The 15,293-nt window shown below is 62.6% G+C and carries 16 protein-coding genes; 4 read left to right on the top strand and 12 right to left on the bottom strand.

The window, feature by feature from the left end; genetic code table 11:
* Nucleotides 1–138 precede the first annotated feature (138 nt).
* The gene (locus tag JVX98_RS03585; RefSeq protein ID WP_205236891.1) at nucleotides 139–1,533 is read right to left on the bottom strand and encodes an FAD-binding oxidoreductase; all 1,395 of its coding nucleotides are present in this window, start codon (nucleotides 1,531–1,533) and stop codon (nucleotides 139–141) included.
* Nucleotides 1,534–1,547: 14 nt separating this feature from the next.
* The gene (locus tag JVX98_RS03580; protein ID WP_205236890.1) at nucleotides 1,548–1,925 is read right to left on the bottom strand and encodes a cupin domain-containing protein; all 378 of its coding nucleotides are present in this window, start codon (nucleotides 1,923–1,925) and stop codon (nucleotides 1,548–1,550) included.
* 384 nt (nucleotides 1,926–2,309) lie between these two features.
* Between JVX98_RS03580 and JVX98_RS03575 the strand changes: the two genes are divergently transcribed.
* A complete protein-coding gene (locus tag JVX98_RS03575; protein ID WP_205236889.1) occupies nucleotides 2,310–3,194 on the top strand; it encodes a LuxR C-terminal-related transcriptional regulator in 885 nt (294 codons plus the stop codon).
* 54 nt (nucleotides 3,195–3,248) lie between these two features.
* Here the strand turns inward: JVX98_RS03575 and JVX98_RS03570 are convergent, their stop codons facing one another.
* Genes JVX98_RS03570 through JVX98_RS03555 form a run of 4 tightly spaced genes read right to left on the bottom strand, consistent with a single transcriptional unit; the run spans nucleotide 3,249 to nucleotide 7,172 of the window.
* Nucleotides 3,249–4,046 carry an ABC transporter permease gene (locus JVX98_RS03570; protein ID WP_205236888.1) on the bottom strand — a complete coding sequence of 266 codons (798 nt, stop codon included), beginning with the start codon at nucleotides 4,044–4,046 and terminating at the stop codon, nucleotides 3,249–3,251.
* A 10-nt stretch (nucleotides 4,047–4,056) separates the two neighbouring features.
* Nucleotides 4,057–4,959 (bottom strand): ABC transporter permease subunit, encoded by a 903-nt coding sequence (locus JVX98_RS03565; protein WP_205236887.1) that lies wholly within the window; start codon nucleotides 4,957–4,959, stop codon nucleotides 4,057–4,059.
* Nucleotides 4,960–4,968: 9 nt separating this feature from the next.
* On the bottom strand, nucleotides 4,969–6,036 hold the full coding sequence (locus JVX98_RS03560; RefSeq protein ID WP_246764863.1) for an ABC transporter ATP-binding protein: 1,068 nt from the start codon (nucleotides 6,034–6,036) through the stop codon (nucleotides 4,969–4,971).
* Nucleotides 6,037–6,065: 29 nt separating this feature from the next.
* Nucleotides 6,066–7,172, bottom strand: coding sequence for an extracellular solute-binding protein (locus tag JVX98_RS03555; RefSeq protein WP_246764862.1), 1,107 nt, complete (start codon nucleotides 7,170–7,172; stop codon nucleotides 6,066–6,068).
* 239 nt (nucleotides 7,173–7,411) lie between these two features.
* On the opposite strand from JVX98_RS03555, the gene speB reads away from it, so the two are divergent.
* Nucleotides 7,412–8,365: an agmatinase gene (gene speB, locus JVX98_RS03550; RefSeq protein WP_205236886.1), complete on the top strand. Its 954-nt coding sequence runs from the start codon at nucleotides 7,412–7,414 to the stop codon at nucleotides 8,363–8,365.
* 38 nt (nucleotides 8,366–8,403) lie between these two features.
* Here the strand turns inward: speB and JVX98_RS03545 are convergent, their stop codons facing one another.
* The 6 genes from JVX98_RS03545 to JVX98_RS03520 form a co-directional block, all read right to left on the bottom strand.
* Nucleotides 8,404–9,963, bottom strand: a complete 1,560-nt coding sequence (locus tag JVX98_RS03545; RefSeq protein WP_246764861.1) for a polyamine aminopropyltransferase — start codon at nucleotides 9,961–9,963, stop codon at nucleotides 8,404–8,406.
* Complete coding sequence (locus JVX98_RS03540; protein ID WP_192449377.1) at nucleotides 9,960–10,196, bottom strand: hypothetical protein; 237 nt, start codon at nucleotides 10,194–10,196, stop codon at nucleotides 9,960–9,962. Before JVX98_RS03540 ends, JVX98_RS03545 begins: the two co-directional genes overlap by 4 nt.
* Entirely contained in the window at nucleotides 10,193–10,855 is a 663-nt protein-coding gene (locus JVX98_RS03535) for a hypothetical protein (RefSeq protein ID WP_192449378.1), read from the bottom strand. The genes JVX98_RS03540 and JVX98_RS03535 overlap by 4 nt, the downstream gene beginning before the upstream one ends.
* A 12-nt stretch (nucleotides 10,856–10,867) precedes the next feature.
* Nucleotides 10,868–11,719, bottom strand: coding sequence for a DUF350 domain-containing protein (locus JVX98_RS03530; RefSeq protein WP_192449379.1), 852 nt, complete (start codon nucleotides 11,717–11,719; stop codon nucleotides 10,868–10,870).
* A gap of 66 nt (nucleotides 11,720–11,785) precedes the next feature.
* Nucleotides 11,786–12,181 (bottom strand): adenosylmethionine decarboxylase, encoded by a 396-nt coding sequence (gene speD / locus JVX98_RS03525; protein ID WP_205236885.1) that lies wholly within the window; start codon nucleotides 12,179–12,181, stop codon nucleotides 11,786–11,788.
* A 45-nt stretch (nucleotides 12,182–12,226) separates the two neighbouring features.
* The gene (locus tag JVX98_RS03520; protein WP_192449381.1) at nucleotides 12,227–13,204 is read right to left on the bottom strand and encodes a DUF808 domain-containing protein; all 978 of its coding nucleotides are present in this window, start codon (nucleotides 13,202–13,204) and stop codon (nucleotides 12,227–12,229) included.
* A 262-nt stretch (nucleotides 13,205–13,466) separates the two neighbouring features.
* On the opposite strand from JVX98_RS03520, the gene JVX98_RS03515 reads away from it, so the two are divergent.
* On the top strand, nucleotides 13,467–14,069 hold the full coding sequence (locus tag JVX98_RS03515) for a TetR family transcriptional regulator (RefSeq protein ID WP_043611063.1): 603 nt from the start codon (nucleotides 13,467–13,469) through the stop codon (nucleotides 14,067–14,069).
* A 56-nt stretch (nucleotides 14,070–14,125) separates the two neighbouring features.
* Entirely contained in the window at nucleotides 14,126–15,277 is a 1,152-nt protein-coding gene (locus tag JVX98_RS03510) for an efflux RND transporter periplasmic adaptor subunit (RefSeq protein ID WP_205236884.1), read from the top strand.
* Nucleotides 15,278–15,293 lie beyond the last annotated feature (16 nt).

Below are 15,293 nucleotides of genomic sequence, written 5' to 3'. Positions count from 1 at the left end.
TAGCTTTGGCTATCTAATCATGGTTAACGATTTACTACCACCGTTGCGCCCGGGCCGGATGCGACGCCGCCATCGGCCGGTGGCGGGGCCGAAGGTTTCGGCTCCGCTTGCCCGTTGAAAGCGCCGGAAAACGCATGCTCAACTGAGCGGGAAGCCCATGGCCGAGACCATTTTCAGCCACGGCCTGCGCCAGCCGCCGGACTTGTCGGCGGTGTCGAGCGCATACATGGTGATCTGTGCGCCGAGCCAGCGAAACGGCTCGGGTGGGATCGTGTTCGGAAGGCTGGTGGCGAAATCCAACCGGCTTTCCGGGGTCTTCGAGCCGTCGAGGATGTCGAGCGCGATGCGTGCGCCGAAACGCGAGGCCGAAACGCCGAAGCCGGAATAGCCGCCAGCATAGACGACCTTTTCGTCGTGGTAGCGCTGGAAATGCACGGCCATGCGGGTGCTGAGATCGATCGGACCGCTCCAGGCATGGGAGAAGCGTAGGCCTTCGAGTTGCGGGAAGGTATCGAAGAACGCTGCAGCCAGCGGCTCATAGGTATCGAGCTCCCGGTCGACCGATGGAAACGGATCACCGGCAAAGGCATAGGCGAGGCGGCCGCCGAATATGATGCGGTTGTCCTTGGTGAGCCGCATGTAGTTCATCTGGGTGCGCGTGTCGTAGACGCCCTGGCGATGGCTCCAGCCGATTGATGCCATCTGGTCTGCCGACAGGGGCTCCGTCGCAAGCACCCGGTCGCGCACGGCGACGACCCTGTTTTTGATCTTCCTGTGGCCCGAGGCAAAGGCATTGGTGGCGAGCAGCGCTTTCGGCGCGGTCACGCTGCCGGAAGGCGTGTGCGCCTTCATCCGGTCGCCGAGGTCTTCGAGACCGGTCAGTTCGGTGTTTTCGAAGATCCGTACACCGAGCGTGAGCGCGACCCGCTTCAGCCCGAAGGCGAGCAGCGCCGGATGCACCGTGCCGCAGATATGCTTCGACCAGACGCCGGCTTTGTAGCGCGGCGAATTGATTTCGGCGCGGACGGCGCTCTGATCGAGGAAGGCCGCCTGATGGCCGTATTTCAGGTGAAGTTCGTGCTCCTCGTGCAGCGCCTCGATATGAGCATCGTCGACCGCGACGGTCAGCTCCCCTCCCCATTCGGCATGACAGTCGATCGCATGCTCCTCAAGCGTCTTGAGAAAGCCGTGCATGTTCTCCTGGCCGAGCTTCTCGAGCGCCGCGATGTCCTTCGGGAAAATGCGCACGGCGTTCGACAGCCCGTGCATGACGGAGGTAGAAACCACGCCGCCCGGCCGGCCCGAAGCGCCGTTGGCGACCGAGCCTTTCTCGATCAGCACGACCTCGATCTCGGGCCGGCGCTGCTTTGCCTGGATGGCGCCCCACAATCCGGTAAAACCGCCACCGACGACGAGCAGGTCGGCTTTCAGATGTCGGGACAGCCGCTCTCGCGGCTCAGGCGCATCCGGCCGATCGAGCCAGAAAGGCGTCATCGTCACATCCGCAAGAGCTTTGCTTCTTACCTTGGTCATGGGGACGCCTCACATCACTTCGCTGCAGGGGCGGTGTAGAGGACGTAGACCTTGCGCATCGTTTCGATCACCTCGAAACGGACCTCGACGCCGGCCGGCAGCACGTAGCTTTCGCCGGCTGAAAAGGTCTCGACCGAACCATCGGGGTTGGTGATCGCAACCTTGCCCGAGAGAATGACGCTGTATTCGTTGCCATCGGGATAGGACAGCATTTCCGCGTAGGGCGTCGACTGCCATGTGCCGATGACGACGGCCTTGTCGGGGCTTTCGAAATGCACGTCGCCGAGTTCGTCCGCAAAGCCCGAGAGGATCGCCTCCGGCGGCACGACGCTGCATTTTTCGAGCGCGTTGAGGCCGACACCATCGCGCCCGAGTTTGATGACCTTCGACATGTTCACTCCAGTTCAGAAAGACGAGCGCCAAGTCGTCGGCGGCGCGCCAGGGTTTCGTTGCTTCATTCTTCTGCGGAACGACCAGATGGCCGAGAGCAATATGCCGTCTCGGCAGTCCCGTGCCGCCTTGCCTGCCGCGGATCTACTGTGCGGCTTGCATCATTTTTCTAGGCGCCGGGATCGCAGCTCGGAATACGCCAAAGGGCTAGGTTCGGGCCTCGGCACGCTGTCTGTCCCGTGCCGCAAGGCCCCGCACCGCCGGGTGTCCGCCACTTAGGAAGTGGTTTTGGTTCGACAAAAGATAGTTTTGGAAATCCCGTAGTGAAAATCCGTTACTTGCGACCGGCCGAACCTTCACCTAGTCTGTGCTTGGAGGAGAACAACATGAACGATAATACGATCATCAAAGTCTGCGCGCCGACGCAGCGGGTGTCTGGAGTGGGCGATCTGGCGCTGTCGCTGATGGAGGGGGTGGGCCGCTCGGATTTCCAGGACCGGCTGACCCATTCGCTCAAGCGGCACATCGCGATCGATGCCGGCCTGATGCTCCTCTATCGCCGCGACGCCGCGCCGAAGATCCTTTACAACGACTGGCGCACGGACAGGGGGCTGTCGGATATTCGCGCCTACCTGCAGGGGCCTTACCGGATGGATCCGTTCTACCGTCTGGCGCTCGACAACGGCGACGACGGGCTTTACCGCCTGCGGCAGATAGATCCGTCCTTCGACCGGTCGCAATATTACCGCGACTACTACCGGCATTCGGGCTTGCACGACGAATTCAACGTCTTCATCGGCATCGATGCCGACACCAAGATCGCAATCTCTCTGGCGCGGCGCCATGCGCACGCAGCTTTCAGCGGCGAAGACCAGGATTTCCTGCAGAGTGCCGCCCCGCTCATCAGCATGGCCGTGCTTCGGCACTATCGCGATCTGAGGCCCGAAAGCCTGGGCGACGACGGTTCGCCGCTGCAAAGCGCCCTGGCGCAGGCGGTCAGGAACTTTGGCCGCAGCCTGCTGACCGACCGCGAGTGCCAGGTGGCGCAGATGATCCTGCGCGGCTACTCGGTCAAGGGGGCTGCCGAAAAGCTCGGCATCTCGCCAGCGACGGTCAAACTGCATCGCCGCAACCTCTACGCCAAGCTCGACATCACGTCGCAGACGGCGCTGTTCTCGCTGTTCATCGACGCCGTGTCTTCGGCGAGCAACGCGTTTGAAGATCCGCTGGCCACCTATCTTTCGCCGGCTGGTGCGCTGAGGCCGCACTGACCCTCGCGCATTGCGTCGGCAATTCCGGAGAAGACCTTCTTCCCCGGAGATACCTCAAGTAGCGGCGCCTGCCCGTTGTTCGGAGCGTCGCGAGACCAGTTGGGCTGCCACCAATCCCAGCACGACGATGCCGAGGATGATCGTCGAGATCGCGTTGATCTCCGGCGTCACGCCGAACTTGATCTGCGAATAGATCTTCATCGGCAGGGTCGAGGCGCCCGGTCCGGTGGTGAAGCTCGAGATCACCAGATCATCCAGCGACAAGGTGAAGGACAAAAGCCAGGCGGAGACGAGCGCTGGGATCATGTTCGGTAAAGCGACGCTGACGAAAGCCTTGGCCGGTGGGCAGCCGAGGTCGCGTGCGGCCTCTTCGAGTGACGGGTCGAGTTCGACCAGCCGCGATTGCAAGACGACGGTCGCAAAGCAGAGCGTGAAGGTTGTGTGCGCCAGCGTGATGGTCAGCGGCCCGCGGTCGATCCCGAGAGTCACGAACATCAGAAGCATCGAGACGGCCATCACCACCTCGGGCATCACCATCGGCGCAAGCAGCATGCCGTTCAAGAGCGCCCGGCCGCGGAAGCGTCGCAGCCGCACCATGACGACGGCGGCAAGCGTGCCGAGAAGAGTTGCGGTGGTCGCCGAGATCGCGGCGACCAGGAAGCTGACCTTCGCGCCTTCGATGATCGAGGGGTTGTTGAGAACGGTCGCATACCATTGGGTGGAGAAACCGCCCCAGACCGTTACGAGCTTCGAGCCGTTGAAGCTGTAGACGACAAGAACGACGATCGGCAGATACAGGAAGGCAAGGCCGAACAGGATCGACAGCCGATTGAACCAGCTTGGTTTGGTCATCGCTTGCTCCTCAACTCTGCGCGCGCGATTGGCGTGACTGGAAATAGACGATCGGCACGACCAGCAGGGCGAGCAGGACGATGGTCACCGCAGCCGCCATCGGCCAGTCGCGGTTGTTGAAGAATTCGAGCCAGATGGCGCGGCCGATCATCTGCGTGTCGGCCCCGCCGAGCAAATCCGGGATCACGAATTCGCCGACGACCGGGATGAAGACCAGCGCGCAGCCGGCGAGCACGCCCGGCAGGCTCAAGGGGAAGGTGACCCGCCAGAAGGCGGAGATGCGCGAGCAGCCGAGATCACGCGCCGCCTCGATCAGCGTCCGGTCGGCGCTGCTCAAGGTCGAATAGATCGGCAGCACCATGAAGGGCAGGTAGGTGTAGACGATGCCGATATAGATCGCCGTCTCGGTGTTGAGGATGCGCAGCGGCTCGCTGATGAGGCCGATCTTCAACAACAGCATGTTCAACAGGCCGTCGTTCCTGAGGATGCTCATCCAGGAATAGACGCGGATCAGCATCGAGCTCCAGAACGGCACGATCACCAGGAAGACCAGCAGCGATCTTGACGAGGGCGAGCAGGACGCGATGCCATAGGCGAGCGGATAGGCGATGAAGAGCATGGCGGCCGTCGAGATAGCCGCGATCTTCAGGCTCGTCAGATAGGCCAGAAGATAGGTGTCGTCGGTGAGCACATAGAGGAAGTTCTCGAAGTTGAGCCTGAGATTGAGGATCGATCCGTCCCAGGCGGTCAGCGGCTCGAAGGGCGGCATGCCGAGCCGCACGGTCGAGAGGCTGATGCCGGCGACCAGTGCGAAGGGTGCCAGGAACAACACGAGAAGCCAGGCATAGGGAATGGCGATCAGCAGGCGCTTGCCCCAGTTCGCCTTTGCTGGCGATGCCGAAACGGAAGTCATGGTGCTCTCCTATTCGGCCAGCAGCCGGCTTGCCTGCGGCGGCCAGCTTGCAAACACCCGATCGCCGACGCCGAGATCGCTCTCAGTGCCAAGGTTGACCCGACGCGCGTCGAGTGTCGCGCCCGACTTCAGCCGCACCCGATAGTGCCGCTCGACGCCGGTGTAGGTGAGCTGCTCCACGGTGCCTTCAAGGCCGCTGCCCGAAGTCGCAAGTTCCACCCGTTCGGGTCGGACCGAAACCCAGAACGGCCGGTCGAGCGCCACCCGGTCGGTGAAGGCGGCGCGGACGCCACCGCCGGCCTCATCGCTGTCGATCCGCAGTTCTTCGCCGCTCCGCTCCGCGCGTCCACCGGCAAACACATTGGTTTCGCCAAGGAACTTCGCGACGTAGCGCGATCGCGGCGCCTCGTAGACTTCCGAAGGTGAACCGACCTGCAGCACCTGTCCCTGCTTCATGATGGCGATGCGGGTGGAAACGGTCATAGCCTCGTGCTGGTCGTGGGTGACGATGATGAAGGTGAGGCCAAGTTCGCGTTGCAGGCGGACGAGTTCGAGCTGGGTTTCCGTGCGTAGGTTCTTGTCGAGCGCGCCCAAGGGTTCGTCGAGCAGTAGCACCTTCGGCCGCTTGACCAGCGCGCGGGCGAGCGCCACGCGCTGGCGCTGGCCGCCAGAAAGCTGCACCGGCTTGCGATCGAGAAGCGCGGTCAGTTGCAGCTTTTCCGCCACCTCGTCGATCCGCTTCCTGATTTCGCTCTTGTCGAGCCCGTCCTGTTGCAATCCGAATGCAATGTTCTTGCCGACGGTCAGATGCGGAAACAGCGCATAGGACTGGAACATCATGTTGGTCGGGCGCTTGTGCGCCGGCACGTCGGTGACATCGGCCCCTTCCAGCCTGATCGCGCCGGAGGTCGGCGTCTCGAAGCCGGCGATCATCCTGAGCAGCGTCGATTTTCCGCAGCCCGAGGGCCCGAGAAGCGAGAAGAACTCGCCCTTCTCGATGCCCAAGTTGATGTTGTTGACGGCCGTGACGACGCCATAGGACTTCGCCAGGTTCTCGATCGAAATATAGGATGGCACGGGATCTGGTCCTGCTGTTGACGGTTCGCCTATTGGCCGGCCCGGAATGCGGACCAGACGCGGGTGCGCTCGCGCGTCTGGCGCGGTGGCAGCGACTTGTCGACGAAGAGCTTGGAGCGGACTTCGGCAGGCGGATAGATGTTCGGGTTGTCGCGGATGCCGGCGTCGACCTCTGCCGTCGCCGCCGCATTGGCGTTGGCGTAGAAGACGTGGTTGCTGATCGCGGCGACCGTCTTCGGCTCCAGAACATAATCGATGAAGGCGAGCGCCTGTTGCGGATCCGGCGCGTCGGCCGGGATCGCCATCGTGTCGAAGGAGATGATCGTGCCTTCCTTCGGGATCGAATAGTCGACCGCAACGCCGGTCTCGGCCTCTTCGGCGCGGGCAGCGGCAATGCCGGCGTCGCCGCTCCACATCAGCGCCAGGCAGAGCTGACCCGATGCCATGTCGGCGACGAGCTGGCCGCTCTGCATATGGCGGATGTAGGGACGAAGCTTGAGCAAGAGCTCCTTCGCCTTGTCGAGGTCAACCGGCCTGGTCGAATAGGGATCGAGGCCGAGATAGTTGAGCGCGATCGGGATCACCTCGTTCGGCGCGTCAACGATGCCGATGCCGCAGTCCTGGAATTTTGCCGCGACCTCGGGCTTGAAGAACATGTCGAGGCTGTTGGTCGGCGCATCCGGCAGGCGCTCGCTGACGAGCTTGGCGTTGTAGGCGACCCCCGTCGTCAGCCACATATAGGGAACGAGGTATTTGTTCTCGGGGTCGTGCTCGGCGACAAGCTTGAGGAGGTCCTTGTCGAGGTTGCCGTAGTTCTTCAGCGCCGTGACGTCGATCGGCTTCAGCGCGCCGGACTGGATGAGACGCTCGCCGACCGTGGCGCTCGGGAAGGCGACGTCGAAGCCGCTGCCGCCGGCAAGCAGCCGGGTCTCGAGGACTTCGAGGGAATCGTAGAAGTCGACCCGCGTTTCGACGCCGGTCTTCGCCTGGAAGTTCGAAACGGTGTCTTCGGCGAAGTAGTCGGAGAAATTGTAGATGAACAGCTTGTCCTGCGCGTGGGCCGCCGTTGAGGCCGCAAGGGCGACGAGCGACGCCGCAAACATGGAGCGCATTACGGTGCGGGTTAAGTTTTGCATGGTTCCTCCCAAGGACACGGTATTTTTGTTTTCGCCAAAGTGATTGGCGGGTCCTTGGAGGGCAACACTCCCTTTGGCTAGGTGCGGGAGACGTGCAGGCGGCGTAAACGGCAATCGACGCCTGCCTTCGCTGCATCGGGCATGTTTGTTTGACCGCGATCGAAGTAACGTTCGATCGAAGGGCATTTCTCTGATGCCAATGGCTGCTAGGGTTCCGGCGACAGAAAGGGAGAACTTCCATGGACGAAAAATTCAACCAGCCGCTCGGCGGCAACGACATGCCCCGGTTCGGTGGCCCCGGCACGATGATGCGCCTCCCGACGGCGATGTCGGCTGAAGGCCTCGACGCGTGCTTCGTCGGCATCCCCATGGATATCGGCGCGTCCAACCGCTCCGGCACCCGCTACGGACCGCGCCAGATCCGCGCGGAATCCGTGATGATCCGCCCCTACAACATGGCGACGGGCGCAGCACCCTTCGAAAGCCTGCAGGTTGCCGATATCGGCGACATCGCCATCAACACCTTCAACCTGCCGGCCAACATGGAGATCATCACCCGCGGCATCGGCGAGATCCTCAAGCACGATTGTATTCCGCTGACGCTCGGCGGCGATCATACGATCAGCTACCCGATCCTGAAGGCGGTCGCCGAAAAGCACGGGCCGGTCGCCCTCATCCATGTCGATGCGCATGCGGATATCAACGACACGATGTTCGGCGAAAAGATCGCGCACGGCACGCCGTTCCGTCGCGCCTATGAGGACGGCTGCCTCAATCCCAATCTCGTCTTCCAGATCGGCCTGCGCGGTACCGGCTATGCGTCTGATGATTTCGACTGGTCGCGCGACAAGGGCTTCACCGTCGTCCCGGCTGAGGAATGCTGGCACAAGTCGCTGGTGCCGCTGATCGAAGGCATCCGCGCCAAGATCGGCAACCACAAGACCTATCTGACCTTCGACATCGACAGCCTCGACCCGGCCTATGCGCCGGGCACCGGCACGCCCGAGATCGGCGGTCTGACCATCATCCAGGCGATCGAGATCATCCGCGGCTGCCGCGGCCTCAACCTCGTCGGCGCCGATCTCGTCGAGGTCAGCCCGCCCTTCGACACGACGGGCACGACCGCGATCACCGCGGCGAACCTGCTTTATGAAATGCTCTGCGTTCTGCCGGGTGTGAAGTACAAGCGCTAGCGCCGGTCGTTGGGGCGATAGCGCTGCTTTTCGCAGCGCTATCGATAATTCCGCCAGCTGGCGAGGTAATAGTCGAGCAAGGCGGGGCGATCGAGCGTGTTGACCTCGACCCCGTCTGCGATCACGTCCTTCTCGAACAGGAAGTGTTTGGCGAAGTTTGCTTCGTCGAGATAGCGCGTTTCCACCTTGAGTGCCGGTCGCTCCGGATCGAGAGCAGTGTCGCTCGCCAGCACGAAACCCCAATCGCCGAACGAGGGAACGTTGGCGTGGTACGGGTAGAGATTGGCGAAGCCTGCAGCCTCCACAGTTTTCGCGATGCTCGCAAACGCCTTGGGCGCGAAATAGGGGCTCGTCGCCTGGGTTACGAGCAGGCCACCGGGGACGAGATTGTTGCGGACCAATCGGTAGAATTGTTTGCTGTAGAGCCGGGCGAGCCCGCTGTTGTTGGGGTCCGGCAGGTCGGCGATAATGAAATCGAAGGGGGCGCGATTTTCCTGCAGGAAGCCGAAGGCGTCGCCGAGAACGACCCTGACCTTGTCCGATGCGAGCGCGTCGCCGTTGAGCGCCAGAATATGCGGGTTGCTCCGGGCGAGGTCGATCATCTTCGGGTCGAGGTCGACCAGCACGACTTCGCGGACATCGGGATATTTCAACAGCTCTCTCGCGGCGAGGCCGTCGCCGGCGCCGAGCAGAAGCACGCGGCCGGCCGGCCGCGTCGACAGCGAGAGCGGAATGTGAACGAGCGCCTCGTGGTAGCGATATTCGTCGATCGATGAGAACTGAAGATTGCCGTCGAGATAGAGCCGCACGTCGTCCCGATCCTTGGTCAGGACGATGCGCTGGTAGCGCGATTGGTCGCTATGGACGATGCGATCTTCGTAGAGGCTCTGGTCCCAGCGTTCGAGGAAGTAGTGCGAGAGTGCGATCAGTGCGGCGAGCAGCACCGTCAGGACAAGCGTCAGCCGCATGAGCGGGCGCGACCTCTCGCCGATCTCGTCACCAAAGACCCGGAGCACCGCAAAGCCGATGGACATGTTGGCGAAGCCGAAGAGCAGCGACGATTGGTAGACCCCGAAGAACGGTAGCAGGAAGAAGGGGAAGGAGATGGTGGCGATCAACGCGCCGAAATAATCGAACGAGAGGATGTTGGCGATGTTCACCTTGAGCTGGTTGTAGCGCTCCATCAGCCGGGTGAGGAACGGGATCTCCAGGCCGATCAGCACGCCGATGGTGACCGTGAAGATCAGATAGAAATGGATGAAGAAGCTCGTCCAGGCATAGGCGAAATAGAGAACCGGAATGCTCACGCCGCCAAGGAAGGCGAGCGCCAGTTCGATCTGGACGAAGCGGACCAGCAGATCCCGCTCGATATACTTCGATAGATAGGTCCCGACCCCCATCGAGGCCATGTAGATACCGATGGTCAGCGAGAAGAACTTCACGCTGTCGCCGAGGAAATAGGAGGCCGTGGTGGCGATCAACAATTCGTAGATGATCGAGCACAGCCCGGAGATGAAGGCGCAGAAGACGAGCGTCAGCGAGCGTCTGGAGCTGCCTGTCGATCGTTCATCGGGCGCTTTTTCCGGGATCTCGGTCACTTGCCGCTTTCCGGACCGCCGCCCAGCCGGTTGGTTCCGTCGAGGCTGCCGGCGCGATTGCTTGGCTCGTGGTAGGTTTCAGGGCCGCCCCAGTACCAGCGCGATGAGCCGGAACTAGAGCCGCCGTGGCCGGAATAGCCATAGCCGTCGAGAGCGAAATAGAAGAGGGCGATGTAGATCGCGCCCAGGATCGTCGCCGTGACATATACCACGCGTCTGGTCTCGTTCGTCATGAGCGGAACCTCGTTGCCAGCCGAATAATCGTTCGGTTGACGATTTCGTTGACCAGGAGACCGATCGAGAGCGTGAGGATGCCGAAGATCAGGTGTGGGATGCTGCTGCCATAGCTTCGGCTGATAGCCACCCTGATGACGTTGGCGCGGACGGGGCCCTGTGCCTTGACGTTCAGGTAGTATGCGCCCGGCTGCGGAATTGTGAGCTTCATTTCATAGATTTCGTCGGCCTCCTCCCAAGGGCCATCGCTGTCGGCTCCGATTTCATGCCAAAGCTCCTGGCCGAAGGACAGCATGTAGTCCTTTTCGGCATCGAGCAGTTCCACTTCGACGAAAGACCACCTGTTCACCTGGACATCGGCCGTCACTTGAACCCGGAAGACCTGGTTGGCGCGCGTGACCATGAAGGGGCCGATCAGCTCATAATTTTGCGTCGGCACGCGTTCGCCCGCTTCGTCCGCTTCGACCGCCGCCGGCGAGCTCGCCGCCATCCTTGCCGGGCCGGTGAAGATCTTCTGCGATTCCCAGCTGAAGACCCAGGCGGTGAACAGGCTCAATAGGCCGAAGCATATGTAAACCGATGCGATCCGGCCGTAATCGAGCCCGACCGCGATGGTCGGCCCGCTGCCGGTGGTTTGTTTGCGATACGCATCTGCCACGCTTGCGCCCGCCTACAACAGAAATGCGAGAACGGTGGCGAACGCGATGGCGCTGGACGCCTCGAGGATGCCGGCGCCGATATTGCCATCGTCGCGGATTTCCCGCGCCAGCGACTGGCCAGGGATGATCGACCGGTCGATCGCCACGCGGATGACCGGCAGGAAGATGAAGGCGATCAGGTTCGCGGTCGCGAATTGCAGCAGGTCGCTCTTCCAGTCGCTGAAGTTGCCGGCCGAGGCGTTCATCACGATGATCGCGAGCGCGATCACGTGGCCGCAAAAGGCGACGCCCGCTGCGGAATTCTTGCGCAGCAGTTCGTCGTGGATGTCGTAGGGCGAAAGCTTCTCGTAGACAAAGGCGAAGACGAACAGGGAAACCTGCCCGAGCACGAAGAAGACGACGGCGGATACAACGCCACCGCCTTCGCCCGATATCGCGCCCGCCGCAATCAGGCCGGTGGCAAAGTAGACGCCGAAATGGACCGCTCCGACGCCGGTGTTCTTCTCGTGGACGAGCTGTTCGGTGTCGCTGAACTTTCGCAGGATCGCCGCATCGACGATCCAGCCGCTGAGGTTCAGCATGACAAGGCCGAGCAATGCATAGCCGCCGACGGAAAGCAGGTCCTGCGTCAGACCGTTTGAAGGACCGACGAGTGCAGCGCAATAGATGATGGCTGTCGCGAGATAGTAGCCGCTGGTCGCGATCGCGATCGCCTGGTTGTCCTTCGAAGCCAGCTCGTGATCGATGTCATAGGGCCGGAGCATACCCTTCAGCCATTTCGAAAGCAGGAACAGAACGAGATAGAGGAGGACGAATGCCGGCGCGCGCGCGACATCGTCGAAAACGAAGTTCCTGAAGTCCATGGAAGGCCCGTTAGATCGTAGGCTGTGAAAATGCTGGGAGAGGCTTATGCGGCTTCGCGTCGTCGTTCAAGATGCGATGCAACTCTCGGCTGAAAGAAGTGGCTCGGAACCTCTGGCGACCGCGGTGATCTTGATATCCGTCGGGTTGAAACGTCGCTTGAGCGGGGCGATGGCATCCCTCGGATCGCAGCCGCCGCACACGAAAACGTCGAGCGCCGCATATCCGGTCTCCGGCCAGGTGTGGACGCTGATATGCGATTCCGCGAGCAAGGCGACGCCCGTCACGCCGCCCTCGCCGCCGAACTCGTGCAAGCGCACGTCAAGCAGTGTCGCGCCGCAGGCGTCGGCAGCCTCCCGCAGGGCCTGGTCGATGCCGACGGCGTCATCGAGCCCGGTCGCCCCCCAGAAATCGAGCAGCAGGTGCGTTCCTGCGGGGCGGTATCCGCTGTTGTCTTTAGCCATGCGTTTGGCCCTTCAGGCGGGGGGAGCGCTATCAAGCCGATGATTTCAGCCGCGCTGATCCCGCACTGGTCGCAGCCGGCTCCAGATCGGCGCGACGACGTTGCCCATGACGACGATGGTCGCGGCGCCGACGACGATGGCGAGCAGGGCCTGCTGCGCCGAGGTTGCAAGCCAGCCGACGAGGCCGGGGGCGACCTGAAGCGCCAGGGCGACGTGCTCGGAGATGTCGTGGATCAAATGTTCCGGACCGGCCTGGCCCATCTGCGCCATGCCGTGCACGAGGATGCTGCCGCCGACCCAGAGCATGGCGGCCGTGCCGATGGCAGCGAGCAGCTTGAGGAAGACCGGCATGCCGAGCACGAGCCCGCGGCCGAGCGGGCGCAGGAGCGAGACGGGGTTCTTGGCAAGCGCGACGCCGGCGTCGTCGGCCTTCACGATCAGAGCGACCGCTCCGTAGACGGCGAGCGTGATGAGGATGCCGACGCCGGCCAGAACCGCGCCCTGCATGTAGATGCTGGCGTCGGCAACGGTCGAGAGCGTCAACGCCATGATCTCGGCGGAAAGAATGAAGTCGGTGCGGATGGCGCCGGCAACCTTCTCGTTTTCAAGTGCTGCCGGATCGCTGGTTGCGCCGAGCACGGCTTCCTCATGCGCATGGGCGGCATGGGGGAAGAGCGCGCCGTAGAGCTTCTCGGCGCCCTCGTAGCAGAGATAGATGCCGCCGACCATGAGCAGCGGCGTGATTGCCCAGGGGGCGAAGTAGCCGAGAAGAAGGGCTCCGGGCAGAAGGAAGAGCAGCTTGTTCTTGAGCGAGCCGAAGGCGATCCGCGCGATGATCGGCAGCTCCCGCTCCGGCGTCAGGCCGACGACATAGCGTGGCGTCACCGCCGCGTCGTCGATCACCACGCCCGCAGCCTTGGTGCTGGCCTTCACCGTCTGGGCGGCGACGTCGTCGAGCGAGGCGGCAGCCATCTTGGCGATCGCGGTGATATCGTCGAGGAGGGCGATGAGACCTGTGGCCATTGATGGCTGAACCCTTTGAGAGAAATCCGAAAAGCGGCGGTTAAGTCGCCAGTAACCACCATAGCGTGTCGAGTCAACGGCCGCCGGGGTTGCATCAAGCGTGGTCTGCATCGTGGAGGCTTCCGGCGGTCCGGCGCCGGCCATTCTGGTCTTCAAACGTGATCGCGTTGCCCGGCCTGTGCCATTGACGCACACCTCGTTTCGATTTACGACTGACGAAATACAAAATTCGTCAGTCGTAAATCGAAAGGCCAGCGATCCGGTGAGCAACGATATCGTCGTCGACCAGACACGGCAGGACAACATCACGCGCATCCTCGATGCGGCGGAGGGCCTGTTCCGGCATTTCGGCTACAGCAAGACCAACGTGGCCGACATCGCCCGCGAGCTCGGCATGTCGCCGGCAAACATCTACCGCTTCTTTGCATCGAAGGCTGAGATCCACCAGGCGCTTTGCGCGCGGATGCTCGCAGCAAGCTACCAGCAGGCGCAGGAAATCTGCCAATTGCCGCTCACCGCCAGCGAGCGCCTGCGCCGCTACGTCCATGCCCAGCACCGCATGACGGTGGAGCTCATGCTCGACGATACCAAGGTGCACGAGATGGTGATCGTTGCCATCGAGCGCGAATGGCACGTCATCGACAAGCATATCGACCGGATCGACGCGCTTCTCGCCGACGTCATCCGCGAAGGCATTGCCGCGGGCGAGTTCCGCGACCAGGACGCCGATGCCGCGTCCCGCTGTTTCGGGGCTGCGACCGTCACGCTCTGTCACCCGCAAATGGTCGCCCAGTGTCTGAGTAAATCGAACCGTGCAAGCCCCGAAGAGTTGGTCGAGTTCGCGATTAACGCATTGAAAGTTTAGCAGAAATATTTCCGGCGCGACTTCTGCCTGCGCCAACCTGTTTTGGGAGTGCGAACATGTTTAAGCCCTTAGAATTTCGCCGCCGTATTTCATTCTTTGCCACTGCTGCACTCCTTACGACGCTCACGGCGGCCATTGCCGGCTGCTCGCAGGAAAAGACCGAAGCCACTGCTGTTGTGCGCCCGGTCAAGGTCGTCGAGATCGCCGAGGCTGACACGGCCCGCCAGCTCAGCTACTCCGGCTCGGTTCGGGCGCGGACCGAAATGAACCTCGGCTTCCGCGTCAGCGGCAAGATCGTCGAGCGGGTCGTCAATGTCGGCGACCGCGTCAAGGTCGGCGATCTGCTCGCCCGTATCGACGCTACCGACTACGAACTTGCCGTGCGCAGTGCCTCGGCCAATCTGGAAGCGGCCGAGCGCCAGGTCGAGACGGTCAAGCTGGTGCGCGACCGTGCCGAGCAGCTGCTCGCCCGGAAGTTTGCCTCGCAGGCCCAGTTCGATCAGTCGGTGCTGAGCTACAATCAGGCTGTGGCGACGCGCGACGCGGCGAAGTCGGCGCTGTCGCAGGCGGAGAACCAGGTGACCTATACGAACCTCGTCTCCGACCGACCGGGCATCGTCACCACGATCAATGCCGATGTCGGCCAGGTCGTCGGCTCGGGCACGCCTGTCGCCACCGTCGCCGTCGAGGGCGAAAAGGAAGTGCAGGTCGCCGTGCCCGAGACGGAGATCGCCAATTTCAAGACCGGTCTTCCGGTGAAGGTCGGGCTCTGGTCCGACACCGGCCTGTCGCTGGATGGCACGGTGCGCGAGGTGGCGGGTAGCGCCGACCAGCAGTCGCGGACCTTTTCCGTGCGGGTGAGCCTGCCGAACGATCCGCGGGTGCTGCTTGGCATGACCGCCACCGTCGAGGCATCGGCCGGCAGCGGCAAGCCTTATGTCTCGGTTCCCTTGAGCGCGCTTGCCCAGAAGGACGGCTACACCATCGTCTGGGTTGTCGACCGCGGTACGGAAACCGTCCGCAGCCGCCCGGTCACGCTCTCCGACTTCACCACCGACGGCGTGCGCGTCACCGACGGGCTTGCGGTTGGCGATCTCGTCGTCGCCGCCGGGACGCAGTTCATGGCCGACGATCTCAAGGTGACGATCTCGAACGCGACAATGCAGCACTCCGCTTCGGCCCAGGTCGAAGTCCCCCTCCTGCGCTGACACCCGAAAACCGCGG

It is taken from the genome of Ensifer sp. PDNC004, assembly GCF_016919405.1.
GTDB lineage: Bacteria > Pseudomonadota > Alphaproteobacteria > Rhizobiales > Rhizobiaceae > Ensifer.
The sequence above is the reverse complement of the archived record's forward strand: the minus strand, read 5'-3'. Positions and strand labels throughout refer to the sequence as shown.